This window comes from Pseudomonas sp. B33.4, assembly GCF_034555375.1.
GTDB lineage: Bacteria > Pseudomonadota > Gammaproteobacteria > Pseudomonadales > Pseudomonadaceae > Aquipseudomonas.
In genome coordinates this window covers 669,138-693,480 of sequence record NZ_CP140706.1, presented here as the reverse complement: position 1 = coordinate 693,480, position 24,343 = coordinate 669,138, and the positions used below count along the sequence as shown (strand labels likewise).

The window sequence follows — 24,343 nt, the reverse complement described above, 5'->3', positions numbered from 1 at the left end:
GCATGAAAAGTCTGCCCGTCGGAACGGCCTGTTTAGAGGAATATAGATGTCACCCTGGCTGACGGTAGTGGGAATCGGTGAAGACGGCTTCAAGGGCCTGGGCAAAAACGCCCGGCGTGCCCTGCTGGGCGCCGCTCGGATCGTCGGTGGCCAGCGTCAACTGGATCTGCTGCCAGTGTGCATTCGCGGTGAGCGGCAGTTGTGGCCGAGCCCGTTTTCTCTCGCGTCGGTGCTGGAGCAACGTGGCGAAGCGGTGTGTGTGCTGGCCAGTGGTGACCCGATGTTCTACGGCGTTGGCGCCAGTCTCGCCCGCCAGGTGCCGAGCGAGGAGATGCTGATCCTGCCGGCACCGTCGTCGTGCTCGCTGGCCGCCGCGCGTCTCGGCTGGCCGTTGCAGGACGTGGTGACGCTGTCGCTGGTGGCCCGACCACTGGCGGCGCTCAATGCGCAATTGTTCAGTGGCGTGCGGCTGTTGTTGCTGAGCAACGACGGTCAGAGCCCGGCGGCGGTAGCGAAGTTGCTTTGTGAACGCGGCTTCGGTTCGAGTCGTTTGACCGTACTCGAGCATCTCGGCGGTGACAGCGAGCGACGCATCGCCAACAGCGCCAGCGCCTGGAACGACTCGCCGATCGCCGACCTCAATGTCATCGCCGTCGAATGCCTGGCCGATGCCAATACCCCGCGCCTGTCACGCCTTGCTGGATTGCCAGACTCAGCGTTCCAGCATGACGGCCAACTGACCAAACGCGATGTGCGCGCCATCACCCTCGCCCGCCTCGCCCCGACCCCCGGCGAATTGCTTTGGGATGTCGGCGCCGGCAGCGGCTCGATCGGTATCGAGTGGATGCGCGCGCACCCGAGTTGCCGAGCGCTGGCCATCGAAGCCGATGAGGGTCGCCAGCAGTTGATCGAACACAACCGCGATGCACTGGGCGTGCCCGGCCTGCAGCTGATTCGCGGCAAGGCTCCGCAGGCATTGGCCGGACTGGAGCGCCCGGACGCGATCTTCATCGGCGGCGGCGTGACCCGTGAGGGCGTGTTCGCAACCTGCTGGGAGCAACTCAAGCCCGGTGGCCGTCTGGTCGCCAACGCGGTGACCCTGCAAAGCGAAGTCACCCTGATGAACTGGCGCGAACGCCATGGCGGCGAACTCACGCGTATCCATGTCGCCCAGGCGCAGCCGCTCGGCGAGTTCGACACTTGGCGTCAGGCGTTGCCGATCACCCTGCTCGATCTGGTCAAACCCCTCGATGCGTGACGAAACCGCCGAACAACCCGCGCCCTTGCGCAGCGGCCTGACCACCGGCAGCTGCGCCACCGCCACCAGTCTTGCCGCCGCGCGTCTGTTGCTCGGCGGACACTCCGCCGATGCGGTGCAGATTGTTTTGCCCAAAGGCAAACAGGTGCAGATGCGTCTGGAGTTCTGTCGTTTGACCGATGACGGCGCCGAGGCCGGAACGATCAAGGATGCCGGCGACGATCCCGACGTGACTCACGGTGCCCTGCTCTATTCGCGGGTAAGGCTAATGGCCGAGCCGGGGATTCGCTTCAATGCCGGTGCCGGCGTGGGCACCGTGACGCGGCCGGGACTGGTGCTCGGCGTCGGCGAACCGGCGATCAACCCGGTGCCACGCAAAATGATCAGTGACCACCTGAGTCTGCTCGCCGCCGAAACCGGCTATGGCGGCGGCTTCGACGTCACGGTCAACGTCGAAGGCGGCGAAGCGCTGGCGCTGAAAACCATGAACCCACGGCTGGGCATTCTTGGCGGGCTGTCGATCCTCGGCACCAGCGGCATCGTCCGGCCGTTCTCTTGCGCGGCATACATCGCCTCGATCCATCAAGGCATCGATGTGGCGAAAACCAATGGTTATCTGCACATCGCTGCCTGCACCGGTAATGCCAGCGAAGACACCATGCGCCGGGTCTACGATCTGCCGGAAATCGCCCTGATCGAAATGGGCGATTTCGTCGGCGCCGTGCTCAAACATTTGCGCAAAGTGCCTGTGGATAAGCTCAGCCTGTGCGGCGGCTTCGGCAAGATCAGCAAACTGGCGGCCGGGCACATGGATTTGCATTCGCGGCATTCGAGTATCGACCTGCCGCAACTGGCGGAATGGGCAGCGGCGATAGGCGCCGAGGAGCCATTGCTACAAGGCATTCGTGAGGCCAATACCAGTCAGCAGGCGCTGGCCATGGCCAGTGCGGCAGGGATCGCGCTCGGTGATGAAGTCTGCCGCCATGCGCTGAATTTTGCCCGCAGCGTGGTGCCGGCGCAGGTGCAGGTCGAGGTGTTTGCGATTGATCGTCAGGGCGGGATCGTCGGGCAGGCCGGAGGTTTTGCATGAAGCGGATTTTGCTGTTGGGCGGCGTGACGGAAGCGCTGGCGATTGCCCGCACGCTCGGGCCAGAACATATCTACAGCCTCGCCGGTGTTGGCCGGGTGCCGACGGATCTGACTTGTCAGGTGCGCGTCGGTGGCTACGGGGGCGCTGAGGGGCTGGCGCAATTCATTCGCGACGAAGGCATCGATCTGCTGCTCGATGCCACGCATCCCTATGCCGCACAGATCAGCCAGAACGCCGCAACCGCCGCGCGACTGACCGGCATCCCCTGCTGGGCTTTGCGCCGTCCGGCGTGGCAGCCGCAGCCCGGTGATGACTGGCGCGAAGTCAGCGACTGGGCCGAGTTGATCGCTGCCCTCAAGCCTTTCCGCCGTCCATTGTTCACCCTCGGCCGCGAACCGCTGCAGCACCTCGATGAAATCCCTGCGGAACAGTTCTGGACTCTGCGCGCACTCGACGTCTATCCCGGCAACGAACGCTGCGAAGTGATCGGCGCACGCGGGCCGTTTCTGCTGGAGGATGAGCGAGCGCTGTTCGAGCGGCGGCAGATCGATGTGTTGATCAGCAAGAACAGCGGCAGCACCGCGACCGAGCCAAAGCTGGAAGTGGCGCGCGAGCGTGGGGTGCCGGTAATTGTATTGAAGCGTCCGGGGTTGCCGGGGGTTGATCGGGAGTTTGCCTCGGTCGACGAAATCCTCATGGCCCTCGCGACCGTTAACCTTATCTAAAAACAAGCGCAGTTCTCACGGACGCCTTCGCGTGCAGGTCGAATAGTCGCACCGCCGCTTCCACAAGGTTCGCGACGTACACAGACTACGTGTTCGCCACCGACCACTGTGGGAGCGAGCCTGCTCGCGAAGACGTCGGCAAAGTCTGCAGATCATTGCCTGACCCACCGCTTTCGCGAGCAGGCTCGCTCCCACAATGTCAGGGGCTCGGCCGGATATCTGACTTGAATCCTACAAACGCGCCGGACACTGCCCACAACAACTTAACGAATCACTGACTATCGGCAGCCAGCGTCCACCTCTACGCTCAACGTCTTTGATTCCAAGGGCGTACACATCCAATGTCAGAAAAATTCTCCCGTTTCGACGTCAAGGATTACCTAAAAACACCTGTCGATCTTAGCGAATACATCAAGGGCTGTGAGATCGAAGACTCGGGCGATGGGCAGCTCAACCGAGTAGCACTTCGAGACGTCAAGCAGACCATTCGTGCACGAATAGAAAGCGACTCGAATTTCGCCCAGGCAATGCGAATCGAAGCCGCTACACTCATTTATAACGGCGAAATCGAGCTGGGGCGCAGGCTTCTCAAGCTCTTGCAGGAAGCGCTGCGACACCAAACCGCACGACGCTTTTTTACTTATCGGCCCTGATCAGGCTAAATAGCCGCGCCTGATCGCCCACCCAATGGATCTGTCCCATGAACCGACACCGGCTGGCAATTGCCTGGATCGCCTGCTTTGCAGTGCTGTTCAACATGCTCGCCATGCCGATGACCGGGGCGATGGCGCAGGCGGCCAGTTCACCGGCCGAACAGTTGCTCTGGAGCAGTTTCTGCACCGGCAGCGGGACGAAGATGGTGGCGATCAACATCGGCACCATCGATCAAAAAGCCCCGGCCAACGATACACATTCGAACATGCAGCATTGCTGGTGCTGCTCGGGCTCGGCGCCGTTGGTGGCGTTGCCGGGGCATTCGCCGCAGCTGTATTTCGCCCGCTATGAAAGCAATCGCAGTGTAGCGCCCGCCTTGCTGCAAACGCCCACGCCGCGCCAGCAATGGCCAAGTCTCAATCCCCGTGCATCCCCTCTGGTTTGATCTGTTCGCGCAATTGACCTGCGTTTCAAATCGTTCTGGAGAACTGCCATGTTGAACAAACTCATCGTCGTCGCTGCGCTGCTGTTGCCGGCGTGCTTTGCCCATGCTCACGAATACAAGGCCGGCGAGCTGGAAATCGCTCATCCGTGGTCGCAAGAGCTGCCGCCGAATGCGCCAACGGTTGCCGCCTACTTCGTCATTCACAACGGAGGCAAGACGGGCGACCGCCTGCTCAGCGTCGACTCGCCCATTGCCCCCGAAGCGCAACTGCACGAACACGTCATGCAGGGCGATCTGATGAAGATGCAGCAAGTGCCGAGCGTGGCCATTCCGGCCGGCGGCAACGTGACCTTTGCGCCGATGGCCTATCACGTGATGCTGCTCAACCCGACCGATCGCAGCCTGCTCAGCGACGGCAAGCGCTTCCCGCTGACGATGCATTTCGAGAAGTCCGGTGACGTCACCGTCGAAGTCTCGGTGCAGAAGAAACCGCCGGAAACCACGCAGGCCCACGCGCACGCCCAGTAAGCCTTTCGGCAGACTCCGCCCATGCGCCCGCTAAGCGCCAGGCCGCCACTGCAACGCCGTCAGACTCAACACCTGACTCGCGGCAGCTGGATCGCCCTGTTCGCCATGTTGATGATCTTCATCGGCCCACTGATTTCTCAGTCGATGCCGATGGATCAACACGCCTCGACTTCCATGCCGATGAGCATGGACCTGGCGATGGACATGCCGGGCATGGACCACAGCGGCCATGATGCAAAACCCAGCGCCGAACACTGCCCACCGCAATCTTCGCACCACGTGCTGTGGGAAAAATGCGGTTACTGCAGCCTGCTGTTCAATTGCCCGGCACTGACCGGCGGCGGCGATTTCGTCGCCTTCAATATCCCGCCGCTGAACACTTTCACCCCGCCCTCGCCACGCCTGGGTCATGCCCGGCAGACCTTTTTTCCCGGAGCGCGCAGCCGCGCCCCGCCCGTCGCAGCGTAAACACGCACCTTTGATTGCACACGGTTGAGAAGACAGCTTCAGGCTGCCGGCCGTGTCGTTTACGACTGTTTGATGGAAATTGTCATGTCCAGGTTTACTGCTGTTCCACGCTTGGGTGCTGCCCCGGCGTCCTTCGCTTTGAACGAATCGCGGATTCGTTTCAGGCACGCTACCGCCGTCCTTTGCGGCGTTCTGCTGTCCCCGCTGGTGCTGGCAGATGATCATGCCGGTCACAACGAAGAACTCAGCCCGACGGTGATCACTGCGATCGCCCCGAGTTCACCGCTGACCATCGTCACCAATCCAAAAGACCCGCGCCAACCGGTGCCGGCCAGCGACGGCGGCGATTATCTGAAGACCATTCCGGGCTTTGCGCTGGTGCGCAATGGCGGCACCAACGGCGATCCGGTGCTGCGCGGCATGTTCGGCTCACGCCTGAATATCCTCACCAACGGCAGCATGATGCTCGGTGCCTGCCCGGGGCGGATGGACGCGCCGACTTCGTACATCTCGCCGGAAACCTACGACAAACTTACGGTGATCAAAGGCCCGCAAACCGTACTTTGGGGCCCGGGCGCGTCGGCGGGTACGGTGTTGTTTGACCGTGAACCGGAGAGCTTCGGTGAACTCGGTACCCGCGTGAACGCAAGCATCCTTGCCGGCTCTCACGGACGCTTCGACAAGGTCGTCGATGCCGCTGCCGGAGGTCCGTTGGGCTACGTGCGCGTGATCGGCAATACCGCGCATTCCGACGATTACCGCGACGGCAACAACGACATCGTCGCCTCGCGCTACGACAAGTGGAACGGCGATATCGCCGTCGGCTGGACACCGGACGCCGACACCCTGATCGAACTCACCGCCGGCAAGGGCGACGGTGAAGCACGCTACGCCGGACGCGGCATGGACGGTTCGCAGTTCTTGCGTGAAAGCCTCGGCCTGCGTTTCGAAAAATCCAACATCACCGACGTGCTGGAGAAACTCGAAGCACAGGTCTACTACAACTACGCCGACCACGTGATGGACAACTACACCCTGCGCACGCCGTCCGGCACCGGCATGATGTCGGGGCCTATGGCGTCCAACGTTGATCGCCGCACCCTCGGCGCACGGATCAAGGCAACCTGGCGCTGGGCTGACATCCAACTGATCACCGGCCTCGACGCGCAGACCAACGAACACCGTCAGCGCAGCGGCATGGGCATCGACACCTACAAAGATCAGCCGTACAGCAAGGACGCCGACTTCCATAACTACGGCGTATTCAGTGAAATGACCTGGTACGCCGCCGACCGTGATCGCCTGATCACTGGTGCCCGCGTCGACCGTGCCTCGGCCAAGGATTACCGGCAGACCACTGGCTCGGGAATGATGACTCGCCCGAACCCGACCGCCGACGACACCCGCGCCGACACCCTGCCCAGCGGTTTCATCCGCTACGAGCATGATCTTGCCGACAGCCCGACCACGCTCTATGCAGGTTTGGGCCACGCGCAACGCTTCCCGGATTACTGGGAACTGTTTTCGCCCAAGTCCGGCCCGGCCGGATCGATCAATGCGTTCGATTCGATCAAACCGGAAAAGACCACCCAGTTCGACTTCGGCGTGAACTACAAGAGCGCCGACCTCGAAGCCTGGGCCTCGGGTTATGTCGGCGTGGTACGCGACTACATCCTCTTCGACTACACCCCGGTAATGATGGGCATGAGCACCTCGCGCGCCGAGAACATCGACGCGCGAATCATGGGTGGTGAGCTCGGTGCCGCCTACAGACTCACCGACCACTGGAAAGCCGATGCGACCCTGGCCTACGCCTGGGGCAAGAACAGCAGTGACGGCAAGGCTCTGCCGCAGATGCCGCCGCTGGATGCGCGGTTCGGTATGACTTATAGCGAAGACAACTGGAGCGCTGGCGCACTGTGGAGGGTGGTTGCCGCGCAGAACCGTATCGACCAGAACAAGGGCAACGTGGTCGGCAAGGATTACGACAAGAGTTCGGGCTTCGGCGTGTTCTCACTCAACGGTGCCTATCGGATCAATAAGAACTGGAAGGTCAGCAGCGGCGTCGACAACCTGTTCGGCAAGGCTTACGCCGAACACCTGAACCTGGCGGGCAACGCCGGGTTCGGCTACCCGGCCAACGACCCGCAAGCGATCAATGAGCCGGGGCGCACGCTCTGGACCAAGGTCGACATGAGTTTCTAACAAGAAAAGTCAAAAGATCGCAGGCTGCGCCGGCTCCTACATGGGAGCGCGTACACCCTGTAGGAGCTGCCGAAGGCTGCGATCTTTTGATCTAGAAAAATTCGCCCAGCGGAGCACACGTGATGAAACAGCCCAAACCGAATTTCTACAACCTGGCCTGGCGTTGGCATTTTTACGCAGGCCTCTTCGTCGCACCGTTCATGGTGATGCTGGCCCTGACCGGCATCATTTACCTGTTCAAACCGCAACTCGATTCGCTGATGTACAGCAGCCTGCTCAACGTCCCCGCCGGTCATCACACCGTCCCGGCCGATGACCTGCTGCAACGAGTAAAAAGCGCTTATCCACAAGGCCAGGTCAGCCAATACCTGCCGCCGGTCAACGCCGAGCGCAGCGCGCAGTTTGTAGTAAAGAATGCCGGACAGGAGCTCAACGTATTCGTTGATCCGTACCACGGCGACATCCTTGGCGAGCAGGATGCCAAGCAAAATCTGCAAGCCATCGCCCGCGCCATTCACGGCGAATTGATGATCGGCACCATTGGTGACCGCCTCATCGAAATGGCTGCCGGTTGGGGTGTGGTGCTGGTGGTGTCCGGCCTGTTCCTGTGGTGGCCGCGCGGTCAGGCAGCGGGCATTCTGTGGCCGCGTCTGAACAGTCGCGGCCGCGTGTTGTGGCGTGATATGCACGCGGTCACCGGGTTCTGGGGCGCAACACTGTTGCTGGTGATGTTGCTCAGCGGCATGACCTGGACCGGCTTCTGGGGCAAGCAATATGCGCAAGTGTGGAACGTGTTCCCGGCGGCGATGTGGGACAACGTACCGACCTCCGACGTCGAGGCGCGCAGCCTCAACAGCGCCACGCGTCAGACCGTGCCCTGGGCGATGGAAAACACACCGATGCCAATGTCCGGCGACCACGCCGAACACATGGCCCACGGCAGCGCCAATGCGGGCCCGGCGGCACCTGGGATCAGCCTGCAAGACGTGCAGAACATCGCCACTCAGCGCAAGGTCGAGCCGGGTTACAGCATCACCCTGCCGACCACCGCCACCGGCGTGTTCACCATCGCCGTGTTCGCCGATGACCCGCGCAACGACGCCACCCTGCACGTCGATCAGTACACCGGCAAAGTGCTCGCCGATGTGCGTTTCGAGCAATACGGCAGCGTTGCCCGCGCCACGGAAATCGGCGTGATGCTCCACGAAGGCAAGATGTTCGGCACCTTCAACCAGATTGTCGTCCTGCTGATCTGCCTGATGATTCTGCTCAGCGCCGTAAGCGGCGTGGTGATCTGGTGGAAGCGTCGGCCACAAGGCAAATTGGGTGTGCCGCCGCTGCGTCATGATTTGCCGAAGTGGAAAACCGGGGTGGTGATCATGTTGGCGCTGGCGGTGGTGTTTCCGCTGGTGGGGGCTTCGCTGGTGGTGGTGTGGTTGCTGGATCGATTGCTGCTGGCGCGGATGAACCGACCAACCGGGTCTGCCTCGACTTCTTCCTGAACCCGCACTCGATCTTCTTCAACGCCAATCCCGTGCAGGGTCGCCTGCACGGGATTTTTTTGCGCCCCAATCTGGCGCGGCGGCCTGCACCAACGCGCCATGGACGTTCCTTCGTGGTGCATGCGCCATGCAGTCAACCGCTCTAACACGACATTTTCTTGCCAAAACCCGACCGGGCACAGCCCTTGCAAAACACACCTTCAGTCGTCCGCATCTGCCAACCAAAAAAACTTCAAACGTTCACGGAGATCGCACAATGAAGCGTCGCAGTTTGATCAAGGCTTTCACACTCACGGCATCCATTGCCGCGATGGGCATGACCTGGACTGTCCAGGCCGCCGAGACCATCAAGGTCGGGATTCTGCATTCGTTGTCCGGCACCATGGCGATCTCCGAAACGTCGCTCAAAGACATGGCGCTGATGACCATCGACGAGATCAACGCCAAGGGCGGTGTGAACGGCAAGATGCTTGAACCGGTGGTGGTTGACCCGGCGTCGAACTGGCCGCTGTTCGCCGAAAAGGGCCGACAGTTGCTGACCCAGGACAAGGTTGCCGTGGTGTTCGGCTGCTGGACATCGGTGTCGCGTAAATCGGTGTTGCCGGTGTTCGAAGAGCTCAACGGTCTGCTGTTCTACCCGGTGCAATACGAAGGTGAAGAGATGTCGCCGAACGTGTTCTACACCGGCGCTGCGCCGAACCAGCAAGCGATTCCTGCCGTTGAATATCTGATGAGCGAAGAAGGCGGCAGCGCCAAGCGCTACTTCCTGCTCGGCACCGACTACGTTTACCCGCGCACCACCAACAAGATCCTGCGTTCGTTCCTGCACTCCAAAGGTGTGGCCGACAAGGACATCGAAGAGGTCTACACGCCGTTCGGTCACAGCGACTATCAAACCATCGTCGCCAACATCAAAAAATTCTCGGCTGGCGGCAAGACTGCGGTGATCTCGACGGTCAACGGCGACTCCAACGTGCCGTTCTATAAAGAGCTGGCCAACCAGGGCCTGAAAGCCACCGACGTACCGGTTGTAGCGTTCTCGGTCGGCGAAGAAGAACTGCGCGGCATCGACACCAAACCGCTGGTGGGCAACCTCGCGGCATGGAACTACTTCGAATCCGTCGAGAACCCGGTGAACAAAAAGTTCGTCGATGACTGGAAAGCCTACGCGAAGAAACACAACTTGCCGGGCGCGGACAAAGCCGTGACCAACGACCCGATGGAAGCCACTTACGTCGGCATCCACATGTGGGCGCAGGCGGTTGAGAAAGCCAAATCCACTGACGTCGACAAAGTCCGCGAAGCCCTCGCCGGGCAGACCTTTGCCGCACCGTCGGGCTACACGCTGACCATGGACAAGACCAATCACCACCTGCACAAACCGGTGATGATCGGTGAGATTCAGGCTGATGGTCAGTTCAACGTGGTGTGGCAGACCGAAGGGCCGATTCGCGCGCAACCGTGGAGCCCGTTCATTCAGGGCAACGACAAGAAGCCCGATTATGCGGTGAAGAGCAACTGAGGCGGATTCAGTTTTTGAGGTGGGCTTTAGATTTCCCCCTCACCCCAGCCCTCTCCCTCAGGGAGAGGGGAAAGGGAGCCGATCTTCATGTTTTTCAAAGCCTGAGTTCGGCTCGAATTCGCAGGTCGCAGCACATCGTCCAGACACCTCGGCCAGCCCCCTCTCCCTCCGGGAGTGGGGGAAGGGAGCAGATCTCTATGGCTTTCAGATCCTGAGTTCGACGCAGGAATGTCAGGTCGGTGTTGGATGACCTGACAACCCGGTCAGTCCCCTCTCCCTCTGGGAGAGGGTTAGGGTGAGGGGCGGATTCACAGCCGGACACCGCTCCATCGGCCACCGCAAGAAAGGGAACACTAATGCCCACTGCCATACACCGCTTTCTCATAGCCATCGCACTATTGCTGCCGATGCTGGCCCACGCCGGCGACGCCGAAGACTTCGTCGCGGCCAATCCTGTGCAGCAAGCCAAACTGCTGGAAACCTGGGCCGCGCAGCCCGATCCGGCCCGTATCGAATTGATCAACGCCCTGCAACAAGGCGAACTGACCATCGACGGCCAACCCAAAACCCTGCGCCTGAACAACCGCCTGCGGGGTCTGATCGACACAGCTCTGGCCAGCCACCAATTGCTCGCCGCCGACGCCAAAATCCGTCTGAGCGCCGCGCAGCAATTGCAGAAAAGCGCGAAACCCGCGCAGCTGAAATTCCTCGACCAGCAACTCGCTGGTGAAAAAGATGAAAACGTCCATGCCGCCCTGAGCCTGGCGCTGGCCAATCTGCAACTGGTCGATACCGATCCGGCCGTGCGCCTCGCTGCAGTACGCCTGCTCGGCGAAACCGGTGATCCGCTGGCACGCACGCGCCTCGAAGGTTTGCTCGAACCCGGCGTTGAAGCGGATGCCAACGTGCGCACCGCTGCCGAAACCAGCCTCGCCCAAGTCAAACGCAAATTGCTGATCGGCGAGATCCTCGGTCAGGCCTTTAGCGGCATGTCGCTCGGTTCGATCCTGCTGCTCGCCGCACTCGGTCTGGCGATCACTTTCGGCCTGCTCGGCGTGATCAACATGGCTCACGGCGAGATGCTGATGCTCGGCGCCTACTCGACGTATGTGGTACAGCTGATGTTCCAGCGCTACGCACCGCAAGCCATCGAGTTTTATCCATTGATCGCATTGCCGGTGGCGTTCTTCGTTACCGCCGCGATCGGCATGGCGCTGGAGCGCACGGTGATTCGTCACCTCTACGGCCGACCGCTGGAAACCCTGCTTGCCACCTGGGGCATCAGCCTGATGCTGATTCAACTGGTGCGCCTGCTGTTCGGCGCGCAGAACGTTGAGGTCGCCAACCCCGCATGGCTGTCCGGTGGCATTCAAGTGCTGCCGAATCTGGTGTTGCCGTACAACCGCATCGTCATCATCGCTTTCGCGCTGTTCGTCGTCGTGTTGACCTGGCTGCTGCTGAATAAAACCCGCCTCGGTCTCAACGTCCGCGCCGTCACCCAGAACCGCAACATGGCAGCTTGCTGCGGCGTGCCGACCGGTCGCGTGGACATGCTCGCCTTTGGCCTCGGTTCAGGCATCGCCGGCCTCGGCGGTGTAGCGCTGAGCCAGATCGGCAACGTCGGCCCGGATCTCGGCCAGAGCTACATCATCGACTCGTTCCTGGTGGTGGTGCTCGGCGGCGTCGGCCAATTGGCCGGTAGCGTGCTGGCGGCATTTGGCCTGGGTATCGCCAACAAGATTCTCGAACCGCAGATCGGTGCGGTGCTCGGCAAGATCCTGATCCTCGCGCTGATCATTCTGTTTATCCAGAAACGTCCGCAAGGCCTCTTCGCACTGAAAGGACGGGTGATCGACTGATGAACCAGCCTCTGTTAGTCACGGCCACACAAAAGGCCGGCCCAAAAGTCACCATCGCGGTCGGCGCGGTGGTTCTTGCCCTGCTGGTCGCCCTGCCGCTGCTGTCATTGTTGCCGGCGGAAAATGCCCTGTCGGTGTCGGCGTACACGCTAACGCTGGTCGGCAAGATCCTCTGCTACGCCATCGTCGCCCTGGCGCTGGACCTGGTCTGGGGTTACGCCGGTTTGCTGTCGCTGGGCCACGGGTTGTTCTTCGCTCTCGGCGGTTATGCGATGGGCATGTACCTGATGCGTCAGGCCGCCGGTGATGGTCTGCCGGCGTTCATGACCTTTCTGTCGTGGAGCGAACTGCCGTGGTACTGGACCGGCACCAGCAGCTTCGTCTGGGCCATGTGTCTGGTGGTGCTTGCGCCGGGTTTGCTGGCGCTGGTGTTTGGTTTCTTCGCCTTCCGCTCGCGGATCAAAGGCGTGTATTTCTCGATCATGACCCAGGCCTTGACCTTCGCCGGCATGCTTCTGTTTTTCCGCAACGAAACCGGGTTTGGCGGCAACAACGGCTTCACCAATTTCCGCACGATTCTCGGTTTCGGCATCACTGAACCGGGCACTCGCGCGGTGTTGTTTCTGGCCACGGTATTGTTACTGGTGGCGAGCCTGTTCATCGGCTGGCGTCTGGCGCAGAGCAAGTTCGGCCGCGTGCTGACAGCGCTGCGCGATGCGGAAAACCGCTTGATGTTCTGCGGCTACGACCCGCGCGGTTTCAAGTTGTTCGTATGGGTGTTGAGCGCGGTGCTGTGTGGTCTGGCCGGGGCGTTGTACGTGCCGCAAGTAGGCATCATCAACCCGAGCGAAATGTCGCCGACCAACTCGATCGAGGCTGCCGTGTGGGTTGCCCTTGGCGGCCGTGGCACGCTGATCGGGCCGTTGCTTGGCGCCGGAGTGGTCAACGGCATGAAGAGCTGGTTCACCGTGGCGTTCCCGGAGTACTGGCTGTTCTTTCTCGGCGCACTGTTCATCGTCGTGACGCTGTACCTGCCCAAAGGTGTGATCGGCCTGCTGAAGAAACGAGGTGAACAATGAGAGTCACGGCGAGCGCTGAATTCATGCTGGAACCGGCCTTCTTTCCCGTCGAACCGAACAAGGACGCCGGCACCAGCCGCGACTCGATTGGTCTTGGGCAACGCGTCGGCCCGGGCCTCGATACCCGCCACGGCACGATCCTCACTCTGGAAGACATCAGCGTCAGCTTCGACGGCTTCCGCGCGCTGAACAATCTCAACCTGTACATCGGCGTCGGTGAATTGCGCTGCATCATCGGCCCCAACGGCGCGGGCAAAACCACGCTGATGGACGTGATCACTGGCAAGACCCGCCCGAGTCACGGCAAGGCGTGGTTCGGCGAAACGCTGGATCTGACACAGATGAGCGAAGTGCAGATCGCCCAGGCCGGCATCGGTCGCAAGTTTCAGAAGCCGACGGTGTTTGAAGCGCTGAGCGTGTTTGAAAACCTTGAACTGGCACAGAAAACCGACAAGTCGGTGTGGGCCAGTTTGCGTGCGCGCCTCAGTGGCGAACAGAAAGACCGGATCAGCGAAGTGCTGGAGACGATTCGCCTGACCACTTCGGTCAATCGTCAGGCGGGCTTGCTCTCTCACGGTCAGAAGCAGTTTCTCGAGATCGGCATGTTGCTGATGCAGGACCCGCAATTGTTGCTGCTCGATGAGCCGGTGGCGGGGATGACTGATGCGGAAACCGAGTTCACCGCTGAACTGTTCAAGAGCCTGGCGGGCAAGCATTCGTTGATGGTGGTGGAGCATGACATGGGCTTTGTCGGCTCGATTGCCGACCACGTCACCGTGCTGCACCAGGGCAGCGTTTTGGCGGAAGGCTCGCTTGAGCAGGTGCAGGAAAACGAGTGCGTGATCGAGGTCTACCTCGGCCGCTGAACTGCAAACCCATCAAAACTGTGGGAGCTGGCTTGCCAGCGATGAGGCCGGCACATCCAGCATTAATGCCGACTGATCCACCGCTATCGCTGGCAAGCCAGCTCCCACAGGGTTCTGTGTGCAACAGAAGGAATTTGAACATGCTGCAAGTCGACAAGCTGCACCAGTACTACGGCGGTAGCCACATCCTCCGTGGCCTGAGCTTTGACGTGAAGGTCGGCGAAGTCACCTGCCTGCTTGGCCGCAACGGCGTCGGTAAAACCACCCTGCTCAAATGCCTGATGGGCTTGCTGCCGGCCAAAGAAGGTGCGGTGAATTGGGAAGGCAAAGCGATCACCACGCTTAAGCCGCACCAGCGCGTTCACGCCGGAATCGCCTACGTACCACAGGGCCGCGAGATCTTCGGACGCCTGACCGTGGAAGAGAATCTGTTGATGGGCCTGTCGCGTTTTCCCGGCAGTGAAGCGAAAGAAGTGCCAAGTTTCATCTACGAACTGTTCCCGGTGCTGCTACAAATGAAGCAGCGTCGCGGCGGTGACCTCTCCGGCGGTCAGCAACAGCAGTTGGCGATCGGCCGCGCATTGGCCAGCCGCCCTCGTTTATTGATCCTCGACGAGCCCACCGAAGGCATTCAACCCTCGGTGATCAAGGAAATCGGCGCGGTGATCAAGAAGCTCGCGGCGCGTGGTGACATGGCGATTTTGCTGGTCGAGCAATTCTACGATTTCGCCGCAGAACTGGCTGATCAATACCTGGTGATGTCCCGGGGCGAGATCGTGCAGCAGGGTCGCGGTGAAAATATGGAGGCCGAAGGTGTACGCGGGCTGGTAACGATCTAGTACAACGAACTAATCTGTAGCTTCCTAACGATAATTACAAACCATGAATTCGACTGTTGCACCTGCCCTGTTTACCCCGAGCTGGCACGCCGAGCTGGAACTCGCCTACGCCCGTTTCGGCGACTGCACGCGTCCGGTCATGCGCCGGCACCTCGGCCCGCTACGCGTGCAAAAACACCTGTACGCCGAAGGCCCCGAGGTCTGCCAGCACATCATCGTCCATCCGCCGGGCGGGATTGCCGGCGGTGATCGGCTGGACATCAGCGCGCGCGTCGAGCAACACGCTTGGGCGCAGATCACCAGCCCCGGCGCGGCCAAGTGGTATCGCGCCGGTGGGCCGGCTTATCAGAAACTCGACTTGAAGGTGGCTGCCGGGGCGACGCTGGAATGGCTGCCGCAGGAGACCATCGTCTACAGCGCCGCGCAGGCCGAGCTCAGCACTTCGATTGATCTTCAAGGTGACGCGCGACTGTTCTACTGGGACGTGGTGGCGCTGGGTCGCCCGGCCAGTGGCGAACGTTTTGACCGTGGGCATTTTCAGGCGCACCTGGATATCCGTCGCGACGGTCGACTGCTCTGGCATGAGCGCCAGCGCATTGTCGGGAACGATGGTTTGCTTGATTCGCCGATCGGGCTGGATGGTCATCCGGTGTTTGCGACGTTGTTGGTGACCGGTGAGATTGATGCTGAGCTGCTGGAGCGCTGTCGCTCGCTGGGCCATGAAGTGCGTGGGGATTTGACCCAGTTGCCTGGGCTGCTGGTGGCTCGTTGTCTGGCCAGCGAAGCGTTGCTCGCCCGTGCGTGGCTCATCGATTTATGGCGCTTGCTACGCCCGGTGCTGCTGGGTCGCGAAGCGGTATCGCCGCGAATATGGAGTACCTGAAAAAGCCCCTCACCCCCCGCCCTCTCCCGGAGGGAGAGGGAGCCTGATCGGGTCGCTTGAAAATGAATTTATCTGACTGCAAGAACACTGCTGACTGAACCGGCCATTGAAGACAACCGAGTTCAGTCCCCTCTCCCTCGGGAGAGGGCTAGGGTGAGGGGCTGCTCCAACTGACACCCCACAACCGCAAGAACCTCACAAAACCTGCCCTGACGGAACCCCACAATGGACCTGACCCCACGCGAAAAAGACAAGCTGCTGATCTTCACTGCCGGCCTCGTCGCCGAACGGCGTTTGGCGCGCGGCGTGAAACTCAATTACCCGGAAGCCATGGCCTACATCTCCGCCGCACTGCTCGAAGGTGCGCGTGACGGCCAGACCGTCGCCGAGCTGATGCACTTCGGCACTACCCTGCTCAGCCGCGAACAAGTGATGGAAGGCATCGCGGAAATGATTCCGGAAATCCAGGTCGAGGCAACGTTCCCCGACGGCACCAAACTGGTCACCGTCCACCAACCGATCGTCTGAGGCCGCGCCATGACTTACTCCATTCGCGACGCCGTTCACGCCGATCTGCCGGCAATCCGTGACATCTACAACGACGCCGTACTCAACACCACGGCGATCTGGAATGAACAAGCCGTCGACCTCGGCAACCGTCAAGCGTGGTTCAGCGCGCGTCAGGCCCAGGCTTATCCGATTCTGGTGATCGTCGACGCCGACAACAGTGTGCTCGGCTACGCTTCGTTCGGTGACTGGCGGCCCTTCGATGGTTTCCGCCACACCGTCGAACACTCGGTTTATGTTCGTAGCGACCAGCGCGGCAACGGCCTCGGCCCGCAACTGATGACGGCGCTGATCGAGCGGGCCAGAACCTGCGGCAAACACGTGATGGTCGCCGCCATTGAAAGCGGCAACGCTGCCTCGATTCGCCTGCACGAGCGTGCCGGTTTCAGCATCACCGGGCAGATGCCGCAAGTCGGCACCAAGTTCGGCCGCTGGCTCGACCTGACCTTCATGCAACTGACCCTCAACCCTGGCGCGGAGCCGCCTGACGCCAACAAGGAGTGACACCGATGAACGCCGCCCAGCTGCGCCGCGTCAACGCGGAAAGTTTTACCCACTACCGTCAGGGCCTGATCGACCTGCTGCTCGATGCCGTGGGTTACGGCGCCAGCGTCGGCTTTATGGCCGATCTCGATGCCGCGCAGGCGCGCGCTTATTTCGATGAGGTGCAGGACAACGTCAACAAGGGCAGCGTGCTGCTCTGGGTGGTGGTCAAGGACGAACAAGTGCTGGCCAGTGTGCAGCTCGGGTTGTGCCAGAAAGCCAACGGCCTCAATCGCGCCGAAGTGCAGAAGCTGCTGGTGCGCGAACACGCACGGCGTCGCGGTCTCGGTCAGCAATTGATGAGTGCGCTGGAACTCGAAGCGCCCAAGCACAAGCGCGGCATGCTTTACCTCGACACCGAGGCCGGCTCGCCCGCCGAGGATTTCTACAAGTCATTGGGTTACACCCGCGCGGGCCAGATCCCCGATTACGCCTGCGACCCGCACGGCACATACCGGGCGACCGCCCTCTATTACAAGATTCTGCAAGGAGCCCAGTGATGATTCCTGGCGAGTACCAGATTCAGCCCGGCGACATCGAACTCAACGTCGGCCGCCGCACCGTCAGCCTGAAAGTTGCCAACAGTGGCGACCGGCCGATTCAGGTCGGCTCGCACTATCACTTTTTTGAAACCAATGACGCGCTGACTTTTGATCGCGCGGCCAGCCGGGGCATGCGCCTGAATATACCGGCGGGCACGGCGGTGCGTTTTGAGCCGGGGCAGAGTCGTGAGGTGGAGCTGGTGGATTACGCCGGGCATCGGCGGGTGTTCGGGTTTGCCGGGCGGATCATGGGTGATCTCTGACATCGGCGTGCACCGCTGCCCCTCACCCCAGCCCTCTCCCGAGGGAGAGGGAGCCGATCACCGACAGCCGCCCCACCGCGATCAGTCCCCTCTGCGGAGCTGATCATCGAAAGCCGGCCCACCGCGTAAAGTCCCCTCTCCCTCTGGGAGAGGGCTAGGGTGAGGGTCAATGGCTCACCACTATTTTCTTGAAGGACGCAGCATGAAGATTTCCCGTCAAGCCTACGCCGACATGTTCGGTCCCACCGTCGGCGACAAGGTGCGCCTGGCCGACACCGAGCTGTGGATCGAAGTCGAAAAAGACTTCACCACTTACGGCGAAGAAGTGAAATTCGGTGGCGGCAAGGTCATCCGCGACGGTCAGGGCCAAAGTCAACTATTGGCCGCCGAAGTCGTCGACACGCTGATCACCAACGCGCTGATCATCGACCACTGGGGCATCGTCAAAGCCGACGTGGGTCTCAAGGACGGGCGCATCGCCGCGATCGGCAAGGCCGGCAACCCGGACGTGCAGCCCAACGTGACCATCGCCATCGGCGCCGGCACCGAAGTGATCGCCGGCGAGGGCATGATCCTCACCGCTGGCGGCATCGACACCCACATCCATTTCATCTGCCCGCAGCAGATCGAAGAAGCGCTGATGAGCGGTGTCACCACCATGATCGGCGGCGGCACGGGACCTGCCACCGGCACCAACGCCACCACTTGCACCTCGGGCCCATGGCACCTGGCGCGCATGCTTCAAGCCGCCGATGCGTTCCCGATGAACATCGGCCTCACCGGCAAGGGCAACGCCAGCCTGCCGGAGCCGCTGATCGAGCAGGTCAAGGCCGGCGCCATCGGCCTCAAGCTGCACGAAGACTGGGGCACCACGCCGGCGAGCATCGACAACTGCCTGAGCGTTGCCGACCAGTTCGACGTGCAGGTGGCAATCCACACCGACACCCTCAACGAATCCGGTTTCGTCGAAACCACCCTCGGCGCGTTCAAGGGCCGCACCATTCACACCTATCACACCGAAGGTGCCGGTGGCGGCCATGCGCCGGACATCATCAAGGCCTGCGGTTTCCCCAACGTGCTGCCGAGTTCGACCAACCCGACCCGGCCGTTCACCCGCAACACCATCGACGAACACCTCGACATGCTGATGGTCTGCCATCACCTCGACCCGAGTATCGCCGAAGACGTTGCGTTCGCCGAAAGCCGTATCCGCCGCGAAACGATTGCCGCCGAAGACATCCTTCATGACCTCGGCGCGTTCTCGATGATCAGCTCCGACAGCCAGGCCATGGGCCGTGTCGGCGAAGTCATCACGCGCACCTGGCAGACCGCCGACAAGATGAAAAAGCAGCGCGGCCCGCTGCCGCAGGATGGCGCAGGCAACGACAACTTCCGCGCCAAACGCTACATCGCCAAGTACACGATCAACCCGGCGATCACCCATGGCATCAGCCATGAAGTCGGCTCGATCGAAGTCGGCAAGTGGGCAGATCTGGTGCTCTGGCGCCCGGCATTTTTTGGCGTAAAACCGACGCTGATCCTCAAGGGCGGCGCGATTGCCGCGAGCCTGATGGGCGATGCCAACGCCTCGATCCCGACACCGCAACCGGTGCACTACCGCCCGATGTTCGCCAGTTACGGCGGCTCGTTGCATGCGACCAGCCTGACCTTTATCAGTCAGGCGGCGCAGGAAGCCGGGCTGCCTGAAGCATTGGGGCTGAAAAAGAAAATCGCCGTGGTGAAGGGTTGCCGTGACGTACAGAAAACCGACCTGATCCACAACGACTATCTGCCGAATATCGATGTCGATCCGCAGACGTATCAGGTCAAGGCGGATGGTGTGTTGCTGTGGTGTGAGCCGGCGGAAACGTTGCCGATGGCGCAGCGCTATTTCCTGTTCTGACAAGCGTCGCCGTCTGAATACGGATGTTTAAACCCGTATTCAGCAGCGATGCCAGATCAATCAGGGAAATGCCCACGACATCTGTTGTTCGGTGTAGTTGTAATCCAGGCGCAGCTCAGTGCCTGCCGGGATGTCTTGCGAAGCGAACACGGCGTTAAGGATAAAATCCTTGGTCACCAATTGCTTGCCGACCCACTGTTGCGCCTCGATGTCGAAAGGCACCGTTTCAACGTTATAGCCCCCGCGTGCCTGGCGAACGGGCTTGCCTGCAGCGTCGTACTCAAAGTTGGAATTGATTCTGGAAATGATGTTGTCGCCCAGTATGGCCAATGGGTCGGGCAGCATTTGCCCCGGACCATACTGCAAGCGCACCCCGGCCAGCATGCTGAACGTCTGTTCATATGGCTGTACGAAGCGTGCCGGGGTAATGGCACCACCGTAGACACCGATCACCTCGCCTTTGGCCAGGCGCCGGTTGGCCACCACCATGGACTGCCCGATCAACGCTTTTTCACCGGGGACTTTTACATCGGCTTCGGTGAACAGTCGCCATTGCAGTTTCTCTTCATAGAGCATCGCGACATCTTCATAACCTTCGTATTTGATGTAGGGCTTGATCTGCTCGGAGGTAAACAGGTCACCGTTTTCAAAACGTACTCTGGTCTGCAACTTTCGAATGCGGATCAGCCGGCCGGCGGTGTCGCGGAGCGGGTACTTGCCGTTGTTGGCGCGGTTGTAAGTGCCCAGCTGATTACCGAGAAACGAATAGCGCGTTTCACTGCGCATCAGATTCAGCTCTTGCGCCGTGTACGGCTTGATCGGCATGGACTCGGAGGCCAGATAAAACTGCTCCGACGCACCGTCGTCATTGCGCGGCAACTCCTCCAGCGCCAACTCGAACTCATCGTCACTTCTGCGCGGAGAACGACGGCTCTTGCGCGGCATGACAGCCTGCGGCGTGGAAGCGGAAAAGTCCTGCAAAGGAAACCAGTGATTGCTCGCAGGATCAAATGCAAGCGCCGGCCCTGACGGTTGCAGTTCGCTCGCCAGACGGGCCCTGTGCAGACCGGTTTGCGGATCGACGGCAAGCAATACCGTGCCGCCATCCTGAATATCGGCGTATTGCCGGCCCTTGAAAGTGCGAAAGCCCTCGGCATCGGCGGCGGGTAACGCGCTTGATGCGGGGATCAGGTATTGCTGCAGCCCAGGGGCATCGGTAGTACTGACATCGGTGGAAACCGACGTCGACTCGTGCACATGCACTCTCGACGTCGCCGCAGCCACCGAAGACTCAGGCGTGCCACCCGCCGTTTCAGGCGTAGTACCGGGCGTTTTGCGCAGAAAGGGGTCTGGGGCGAGATGCGCTGTCCCGGTTCCTGAAGCATCCGCATCAGCGGATGTACGCGGGCTCGTGGGCACATCGACGCGGCCCGTTGCCGGTGTTGGCGGTTTGGGTTTGACTGGCATTCTTACGTTTCCTTGTGAGCGTTACGCTGCGCCCGCCGGCATGGCTGGCGCTGCGGCGACCGGCGTCCATTGCCGATCCTTGCTCGAAACTATCAGAGAGATTCGCCGGTTAAAACCGGGGAAACACCTGCAAAAACATTAACCTTGCGCAAGCGGCTTCGCTTCACGAGCAAGGTCGATCCGGCCAGGCAAAACCGGCGGAAAACTACTCGACCACCAGGCGCCCCAGACGCTGGCGCAACATGCGGTTTTCAGCGCGCAGTTCACGCACCTCTTCCAGCAGGTCCAGCGCCAGGGCGACGCCTTCCCACTCAAGCTCCAGATCGCGCCGCAGCTTGACGGCGCGTTTGGCCAACGCCAATTCGTAATCGGTGAAACGCCATTCCCGGGGCTGCGCGCCCTGAGGTTCGAGGATGCCGTGCTCGACGATTTCGATCACGTAGACGTCCGACAAATCGGCCGCCTCACAGAATTCTGCCAGGTCCAGTTGAACGATCAGGGGGCTGCTCATGATGGGCTACTCCGTCGTCGAATTCAGAAGTTCTCTCGCGGATTGAAAGCGGCTTTCTTCGCCAGTTCCTGCCACAGCGCCTTGACCTCGTCGTCGGCCGCTTTCGGCATCACCGCTTTGAGTTGCACAAACAGATAACCGCGCTCGCCGGCCTTGTTTTTCAAGCCATGACCTTTGGCGCGCATGCGCTGACCGTTCTGACTGCCGGCCGGCACCTTGAGATTGATTTTGCCGGTCAGGGTCGGCACCGCCACCTCGGCACCCAGCGCCAGTTCCCACGGCGCCAGCGGCAAAGTGATGATGAGGTTTTCACCTTCGACATCGAATTTCGGGTGCGGCGCAAAACGAATGGTCAGGTACAGATCACCATTCGCCCCGCCACCGACGCCCGGTGCGCCCTGGCCTTTGAGGCGGATGCGCTCGCCGTCGGTCACGCCCGCCGGGATCTTCACGTTCAGGCTCTTGCTGGTATTGCTGACGTGCTGGCCGTTGGCGTTGTATTGCGGCACCTGGAAGGTGACTTTCTTCGACTCGTTCGAGAGCGTTTCTTCGAGGAAGATCGGCAGTTCCATTTCCACGTCTTGCCCTCGGCGCCCGGCACTGCGTTGTTGCCGGCCTTCGCCGCCGCCGAAACCGGGGCCGCGATTGCCGAAGATCGAACTGAAGAAGTCCGAGAAGTCGCCGGTGTCGCCACCGCCGCCGCCAAAACCGCCACGGCTCTGCCAGCCCGGTGGCCCCTGGAATGGCTGACCGTGCTGACCATAACGGCGCAGCTCGTCATATTCGGCGCGTTTGTCGGCGCTCTTCAGCGCTTCATAGGCTTCCGAGGCGTCTTTGAATTTGGCCTCGGCGTCCTTTTCCTTGCTGACATCGGGGTGGTATTTGCGCGCCAGCTTGCGATAGGCAGCCTTGATTGCCTTGTCGTCTGCCGTCGGCTCCACGCCGAGTATCTTGTAATAGTCTTTGAAGTCCATTGAAGGAATCACCATCCGTTATCGATTTCGCGCCGAGGCCAGCATGCGCCGATTCGCGCGTGCCGGCTTGACCGATCTCAAGGTTGTGACCGGGTGGCGCAGCAGAAGTTTATCGGCAGTGGACGGCGGTTCTTGTGACCGCCGGTGGTTCTGCCGGCCCATGCCAGCAAGTTTGGGGCGAAGCTGCGATTTTCAACCAGTTTAGTCGCGAAATAGCAGATGACCGGCCTTCGATTCTGGCGCGCACTGACATACACTGCGCGGCCGTTTTTTTGACCGGAACCGAAAGACATGAAAGACGCCTCTCCAGCCCGTGCCTGCGGCATCGACTTCGGCACGTCCAACTCCACCGTCGGCTGGCTGCGCCCCGGCATGGAAACGATGATCGCGCTGGAAGACGACAAGATCACCCTGCCGTCGGTGGTCTTCTTCAACATCGAGGAGCGCCGCCCAGTGTACGGTCGTCTGGCGCTGCACGAGTACCTTGAAGGCTACGAAGGCCGCCTGATGCGCTCGCTGAAAAGCCTGCTCGGTTCCAAGCTGATCAAGCACGACACCAGCGTGCTCGGCACGGCGATGCCGTTCAAGGACTTGCTTGGCCTGTTCATCGGCCAGTTGAAGAGCCGTGCGGAAACCGCCGCTGGTCGGGAATTTGAGCAAGTGGTACTCGGCCGCCCGGTGTTCTTCGTCGATGACGATCCGCTGGCTGACCAGGAAGCCGAAGACACCCTGGTCGATGTGGCGAAGAAGATCGGCTTCAAAGAGGTCTCGTTCCAGTACGAACCGATTGCGGCAGCCTTCGACTACGAGTCGACCATCGAGAAAGAAGAGCTGGTGCTGATCGTCGACATCGGCGGTGGTACCTCCGACTTCTCGCTGGTGCGCCTGTCGCCCGAGCGTCGCGGTGTCGATAACCGTCACGACGACATCCTCGCCACCGGCGGCGTGCACATCGGCGGGACCGACTTCGACAAACAGTTGAGCCTGCAAGGCCTGATGCCGCTGTTTGGTTACGGCAGCCGCATGAAGAGCGGCGCCTACATGCCGACCAGCCACCACATGAACCTGGCCACCTGGCACACCATCAACTCGGTGTACTCGCAGAAATCCAGCCTGGCGCTGGGTAGCATGCGCTACGACATCGAAGACACCGGCGGCATCGATCGCCTGTTCAAGTTGATCGAACAACGCGCCGGCCACTGGCTGGCGATGGAAGTCGAAGAAACCAAGATCCAGCTGACCCACACCGACAGCCGCCACGTGCCGCTGGACCGGATCGAGGCCGGGTTGAGTGTGGAATTGACGCGGGCGCTGTTTGAATCGGCGATTGATGCGCTGCTGGAGCGCGTGCGCGGCAGCGTTACGCAGCTGTTGAACGATGCCGGTGTCGCAGTGGATCAGGTGGATACGGTGTTCTTCACCGGTGGTTCGAGCGGGATTCCGGCGCTGCGCAACAGCGTCTCGGCGATGCTGCCGAAGGCGCGGCATGTTGAAGGGAATATCTTTGGCAGCATTGGTAGCGGTTTGGCGATTGAAGCCCGCAAACGCTATGGCGTTTAACGGCAGCTGCAAGCTTTAAGCGGCAAGCGGCAAGCGGCAAGTAAGAGCAAAAGCAAAAGCCACTGCGGCTCTCGCTTCGGCTTTTACTTG

Annotated in this window: 24 protein-coding genes; 21 read left to right on the top strand and 3 right to left on the bottom strand. The window is 61.1% G+C overall.

The features are described 5' to 3' along the window. Positions 1-46 precede the first annotated feature (46 nt). The 20 genes from cbiE (at position 47) to ureC (ending at position 19,741) form a co-directional block, all read left to right on the top strand. On the top strand, positions 47-1,258 hold the full coding sequence (cbiE, locus tag U6037_RS02980) for a precorrin-6y C5,15-methyltransferase (decarboxylating) subunit CbiE (RefSeq protein WP_322845751.1): 1,212 nt from the start codon (positions 47-49) through the stop codon (positions 1,256-1,258). Then, on the top strand, positions 1,251-2,348 hold the full coding sequence (locus U6037_RS02975) for a cobalt-precorrin-5B (C(1))-methyltransferase (RefSeq protein WP_322845750.1): 1,098 nt from the start codon (positions 1,251-1,253) through the stop codon (positions 2,346-2,348). The genes cbiE and U6037_RS02975 overlap by 8 nt, the downstream gene beginning before the upstream one ends. Further along, positions 2,345-3,073, top strand: coding sequence for a cobalt-precorrin-6A reductase (locus U6037_RS02970; protein WP_322845749.1), 729 nt, complete (start codon positions 2,345-2,347; stop codon positions 3,071-3,073). Before U6037_RS02975 ends, U6037_RS02970 begins: the two co-directional genes overlap by 4 nt. 341 nt (positions 3,074-3,414) lie before the next feature. Further along, complete coding sequence (locus U6037_RS02965) at positions 3,415-3,726, top strand: hypothetical protein (protein WP_064388729.1); 312 nt, start codon at positions 3,415-3,417, stop codon at positions 3,724-3,726. Positions 3,727-3,773: 47 nt separating this feature from the next. Beyond that, positions 3,774-4,172 carry a DUF2946 domain-containing protein gene (locus U6037_RS02960; protein ID WP_322845748.1) on the top strand — a complete coding sequence of 133 codons (399 nt, stop codon included), beginning with the start codon at positions 3,774-3,776 and terminating at the stop codon, positions 4,170-4,172. Between the two features lie 48 nt (positions 4,173-4,220). After that, positions 4,221-4,700: a copper chaperone PCu(A)C gene (locus tag U6037_RS02955; protein WP_322845747.1), complete on the top strand. Its 480-nt coding sequence runs from the start codon at positions 4,221-4,223 to the stop codon at positions 4,698-4,700. Between the two features lie 21 nt (positions 4,701-4,721). Continuing rightward, a complete protein-coding gene (locus U6037_RS02950) occupies positions 4,722-5,168 on the top strand; it encodes a DUF2946 domain-containing protein (RefSeq protein WP_322845746.1) in 447 nt (148 codons plus the stop codon). An 84-nt stretch (positions 5,169-5,252) separates the two neighbouring features. After that, positions 5,253-7,373 carry a TonB-dependent copper receptor gene (locus U6037_RS02945; RefSeq protein ID WP_322845745.1) on the top strand — a complete coding sequence of 707 codons (2,121 nt, stop codon included), beginning with the start codon at positions 5,253-5,255 and terminating at the stop codon, positions 7,371-7,373. A 122-nt stretch (positions 7,374-7,495) separates the two neighbouring features. Then, positions 7,496-8,875 carry a PepSY domain-containing protein gene (locus tag U6037_RS02940; RefSeq protein WP_322845744.1) on the top strand — a complete coding sequence of 460 codons (1,380 nt, stop codon included), beginning with the start codon at positions 7,496-7,498 and terminating at the stop codon, positions 8,873-8,875. A gap of 256 nt (positions 8,876-9,131) precedes the next feature. Next, complete coding sequence (gene urtA, locus U6037_RS02935) at positions 9,132-10,397, top strand: urea ABC transporter substrate-binding protein (RefSeq protein ID WP_064117243.1); 1,266 nt, start codon at positions 9,132-9,134, stop codon at positions 10,395-10,397. A gap of 356 nt (positions 10,398-10,753) precedes the next feature. After that, the gene (gene urtB, locus U6037_RS02930; RefSeq protein ID WP_322845743.1) at positions 10,754-12,256 is read left to right on the top strand and encodes an urea ABC transporter permease subunit UrtB; all 1,503 of its coding nucleotides are present in this window, start codon (positions 10,754-10,756) and stop codon (positions 12,254-12,256) included. Then, positions 12,256-13,335, top strand: a complete 1,080-nt coding sequence (gene urtC, locus U6037_RS02925; protein WP_322845742.1) for an urea ABC transporter permease subunit UrtC — start codon at positions 12,256-12,258, stop codon at positions 13,333-13,335. The genes urtB and urtC overlap by 1 nt, the downstream gene beginning before the upstream one ends. After that, positions 13,332-14,201 carry an urea ABC transporter ATP-binding protein UrtD gene (gene urtD, locus U6037_RS02920; RefSeq protein WP_322845741.1) on the top strand — a complete coding sequence of 290 codons (870 nt, stop codon included), beginning with the start codon at positions 13,332-13,334 and terminating at the stop codon, positions 14,199-14,201. Before urtC ends, urtD begins: the two co-directional genes overlap by 4 nt. Before the next feature lie 140 nt (positions 14,202-14,341). Next, the gene (urtE, locus tag U6037_RS02915) at positions 14,342-15,040 is read left to right on the top strand and encodes an urea ABC transporter ATP-binding subunit UrtE (RefSeq protein WP_016984897.1); all 699 of its coding nucleotides are present in this window, start codon (positions 14,342-14,344) and stop codon (positions 15,038-15,040) included. Between the two features lie 43 nt (positions 15,041-15,083). Further along, the gene (locus U6037_RS02910) at positions 15,084-15,923 is read left to right on the top strand and encodes an urease accessory protein UreD (RefSeq protein WP_322845740.1); all 840 of its coding nucleotides are present in this window, start codon (positions 15,084-15,086) and stop codon (positions 15,921-15,923) included. A 225-nt stretch (positions 15,924-16,148) separates the two neighbouring features. Continuing rightward, positions 16,149-16,451 carry an urease subunit gamma gene (gene ureA, locus U6037_RS02905; protein ID WP_016984788.1) on the top strand — a complete coding sequence of 101 codons (303 nt, stop codon included), beginning with the start codon at positions 16,149-16,151 and terminating at the stop codon, positions 16,449-16,451. Positions 16,452-16,460: 9 nt separating this feature from the next. Beyond that, positions 16,461-16,994, top strand: a complete 534-nt coding sequence (locus tag U6037_RS02900; RefSeq protein ID WP_322845739.1) for an N-acetyltransferase family protein — start codon at positions 16,461-16,463, stop codon at positions 16,992-16,994. A gap of 5 nt (positions 16,995-16,999) precedes the next feature. Continuing rightward, complete coding sequence (locus U6037_RS02895; RefSeq protein WP_322845738.1) at positions 17,000-17,533, top strand: GNAT family N-acetyltransferase; 534 nt, start codon at positions 17,000-17,002, stop codon at positions 17,531-17,533. After that, complete coding sequence (locus U6037_RS02890; RefSeq protein WP_016984791.1) at positions 17,533-17,838, top strand: urease subunit beta; 306 nt, start codon at positions 17,533-17,535, stop codon at positions 17,836-17,838. Before U6037_RS02895 ends, U6037_RS02890 begins: the two co-directional genes overlap by 1 nt. A 202-nt stretch (positions 17,839-18,040) precedes the next feature. Next, complete coding sequence (gene ureC / locus U6037_RS02885; protein ID WP_141125769.1) at positions 18,041-19,741, top strand: urease subunit alpha; 1,701 nt, start codon at positions 18,041-18,043, stop codon at positions 19,739-19,741. Between the two features lie 60 nt (positions 19,742-19,801). On the opposite strand, the gene U6037_RS02880 is transcribed toward ureC, so the two are convergent. The 3 genes from U6037_RS02880 to U6037_RS02870 form a co-directional block, all read right to left on the bottom strand. Beyond that, a complete protein-coding gene (locus tag U6037_RS02880) occupies positions 19,802-21,208 on the bottom strand; it encodes an SET domain-containing protein (RefSeq protein WP_322845737.1) in 1,407 nt (468 codons plus the stop codon). 205 nt (positions 21,209-21,413) lie between these two features. Beyond that, positions 21,414-21,719, bottom strand: coding sequence for a chaperone modulator CbpM (locus U6037_RS02875; protein WP_102899419.1), 306 nt, complete (start codon positions 21,717-21,719; stop codon positions 21,414-21,416). Between the two features lie 23 nt (positions 21,720-21,742). Continuing rightward, positions 21,743-22,693, bottom strand: coding sequence for a DnaJ C-terminal domain-containing protein (locus U6037_RS02870; protein ID WP_095126127.1), 951 nt, complete (start codon positions 22,691-22,693; stop codon positions 21,743-21,745). Between the two features lie 291 nt (positions 22,694-22,984). Between U6037_RS02870 and U6037_RS02865 the strand changes: the two genes are divergently transcribed. Beyond that, complete coding sequence (locus U6037_RS02865) at positions 22,985-24,253, top strand: Hsp70 family protein (protein ID WP_322845736.1); 1,269 nt, start codon at positions 22,985-22,987, stop codon at positions 24,251-24,253. Positions 24,254-24,343 lie beyond the last annotated feature (90 nt).

Coding starts and splice junctions, on each gene's coding strand:
- U6037_RS02890 (WP_016984791.1), top strand. CDS start 17,533: ATGATTCCTGGCGAGTACCAGATTCAGCCCGGCGACATCGAACTCAAC.
- urtE (WP_016984897.1), top strand. CDS start 14,342: ATGCTGCAAGTCGACAAGCTGCACCAGTACTACGGCGGTAGCCACATC.
- ureC (WP_141125769.1), top strand. CDS start 18,041: ATGAAGATTTCCCGTCAAGCCTACGCCGACATGTTCGGTCCCACCGTC.
- urtB (WP_322845743.1), top strand. CDS start 10,754: ATGCCCACTGCCATACACCGCTTTCTCATAGCCATCGCACTATTGCTG.
- U6037_RS02960 (WP_322845748.1), top strand. CDS start 3,774: ATGAACCGACACCGGCTGGCAATTGCCTGGATCGCCTGCTTTGCAGTG.
- urtA (WP_064117243.1), top strand. CDS start 9,132: ATGAAGCGTCGCAGTTTGATCAAGGCTTTCACACTCACGGCATCCATT.
- cbiE (WP_322845751.1), top strand. CDS start 47: ATGTCACCCTGGCTGACGGTAGTGGGAATCGGTGAAGACGGCTTCAAG.
- U6037_RS02945 (WP_322845745.1), top strand. CDS start 5,253: ATGTCCAGGTTTACTGCTGTTCCACGCTTGGGTGCTGCCCCGGCGTCC.
- U6037_RS02900 (WP_322845739.1), top strand. CDS start 16,461: ATGACTTACTCCATTCGCGACGCCGTTCACGCCGATCTGCCGGCAATC.
- U6037_RS02975 (WP_322845750.1), top strand. CDS start 1,251: ATGCGTGACGAAACCGCCGAACAACCCGCGCCCTTGCGCAGCGGCCTG.
- urtC (WP_322845742.1), top strand. CDS start 12,256: ATGAACCAGCCTCTGTTAGTCACGGCCACACAAAAGGCCGGCCCAAAA.
- U6037_RS02870 (WP_095126127.1), bottom strand. CDS start 22,693: ATGGACTTCAAAGACTATTACAAGATACTCGGCGTGGAGCCGACGGCA.
- ureA (WP_016984788.1), top strand. CDS start 16,149: ATGGACCTGACCCCACGCGAAAAAGACAAGCTGCTGATCTTCACTGCC.
- U6037_RS02965 (WP_064388729.1), top strand. CDS start 3,415: ATGTCAGAAAAATTCTCCCGTTTCGACGTCAAGGATTACCTAAAAACA.
- U6037_RS02950 (WP_322845746.1), top strand. CDS start 4,722: ATGCGCCCGCTAAGCGCCAGGCCGCCACTGCAACGCCGTCAGACTCAA.
- U6037_RS02970 (WP_322845749.1), top strand. CDS start 2,345: ATGAAGCGGATTTTGCTGTTGGGCGGCGTGACGGAAGCGCTGGCGATT.
- U6037_RS02955 (WP_322845747.1), top strand. CDS start 4,221: ATGTTGAACAAACTCATCGTCGTCGCTGCGCTGCTGTTGCCGGCGTGC.
- urtD (WP_322845741.1), top strand. CDS start 13,332: ATGAGAGTCACGGCGAGCGCTGAATTCATGCTGGAACCGGCCTTCTTT.
- U6037_RS02940 (WP_322845744.1), top strand. CDS start 7,496: ATGAAACAGCCCAAACCGAATTTCTACAACCTGGCCTGGCGTTGGCAT.
- U6037_RS02880 (WP_322845737.1), bottom strand. CDS start 21,208: ATGCCAGTCAAACCCAAACCGCCAACACCGGCAACGGGCCGCGTCGAT.
- U6037_RS02865 (WP_322845736.1), top strand. CDS start 22,985: ATGAAAGACGCCTCTCCAGCCCGTGCCTGCGGCATCGACTTCGGCACG.
- U6037_RS02875 (WP_102899419.1), bottom strand. CDS start 21,719: ATGAGCAGCCCCCTGATCGTTCAACTGGACCTGGCAGAATTCTGTGAG.
- U6037_RS02895 (WP_322845738.1), top strand. CDS start 17,000: ATGAACGCCGCCCAGCTGCGCCGCGTCAACGCGGAAAGTTTTACCCAC.
- U6037_RS02910 (WP_322845740.1), top strand. CDS start 15,084: ATGAATTCGACTGTTGCACCTGCCCTGTTTACCCCGAGCTGGCACGCC.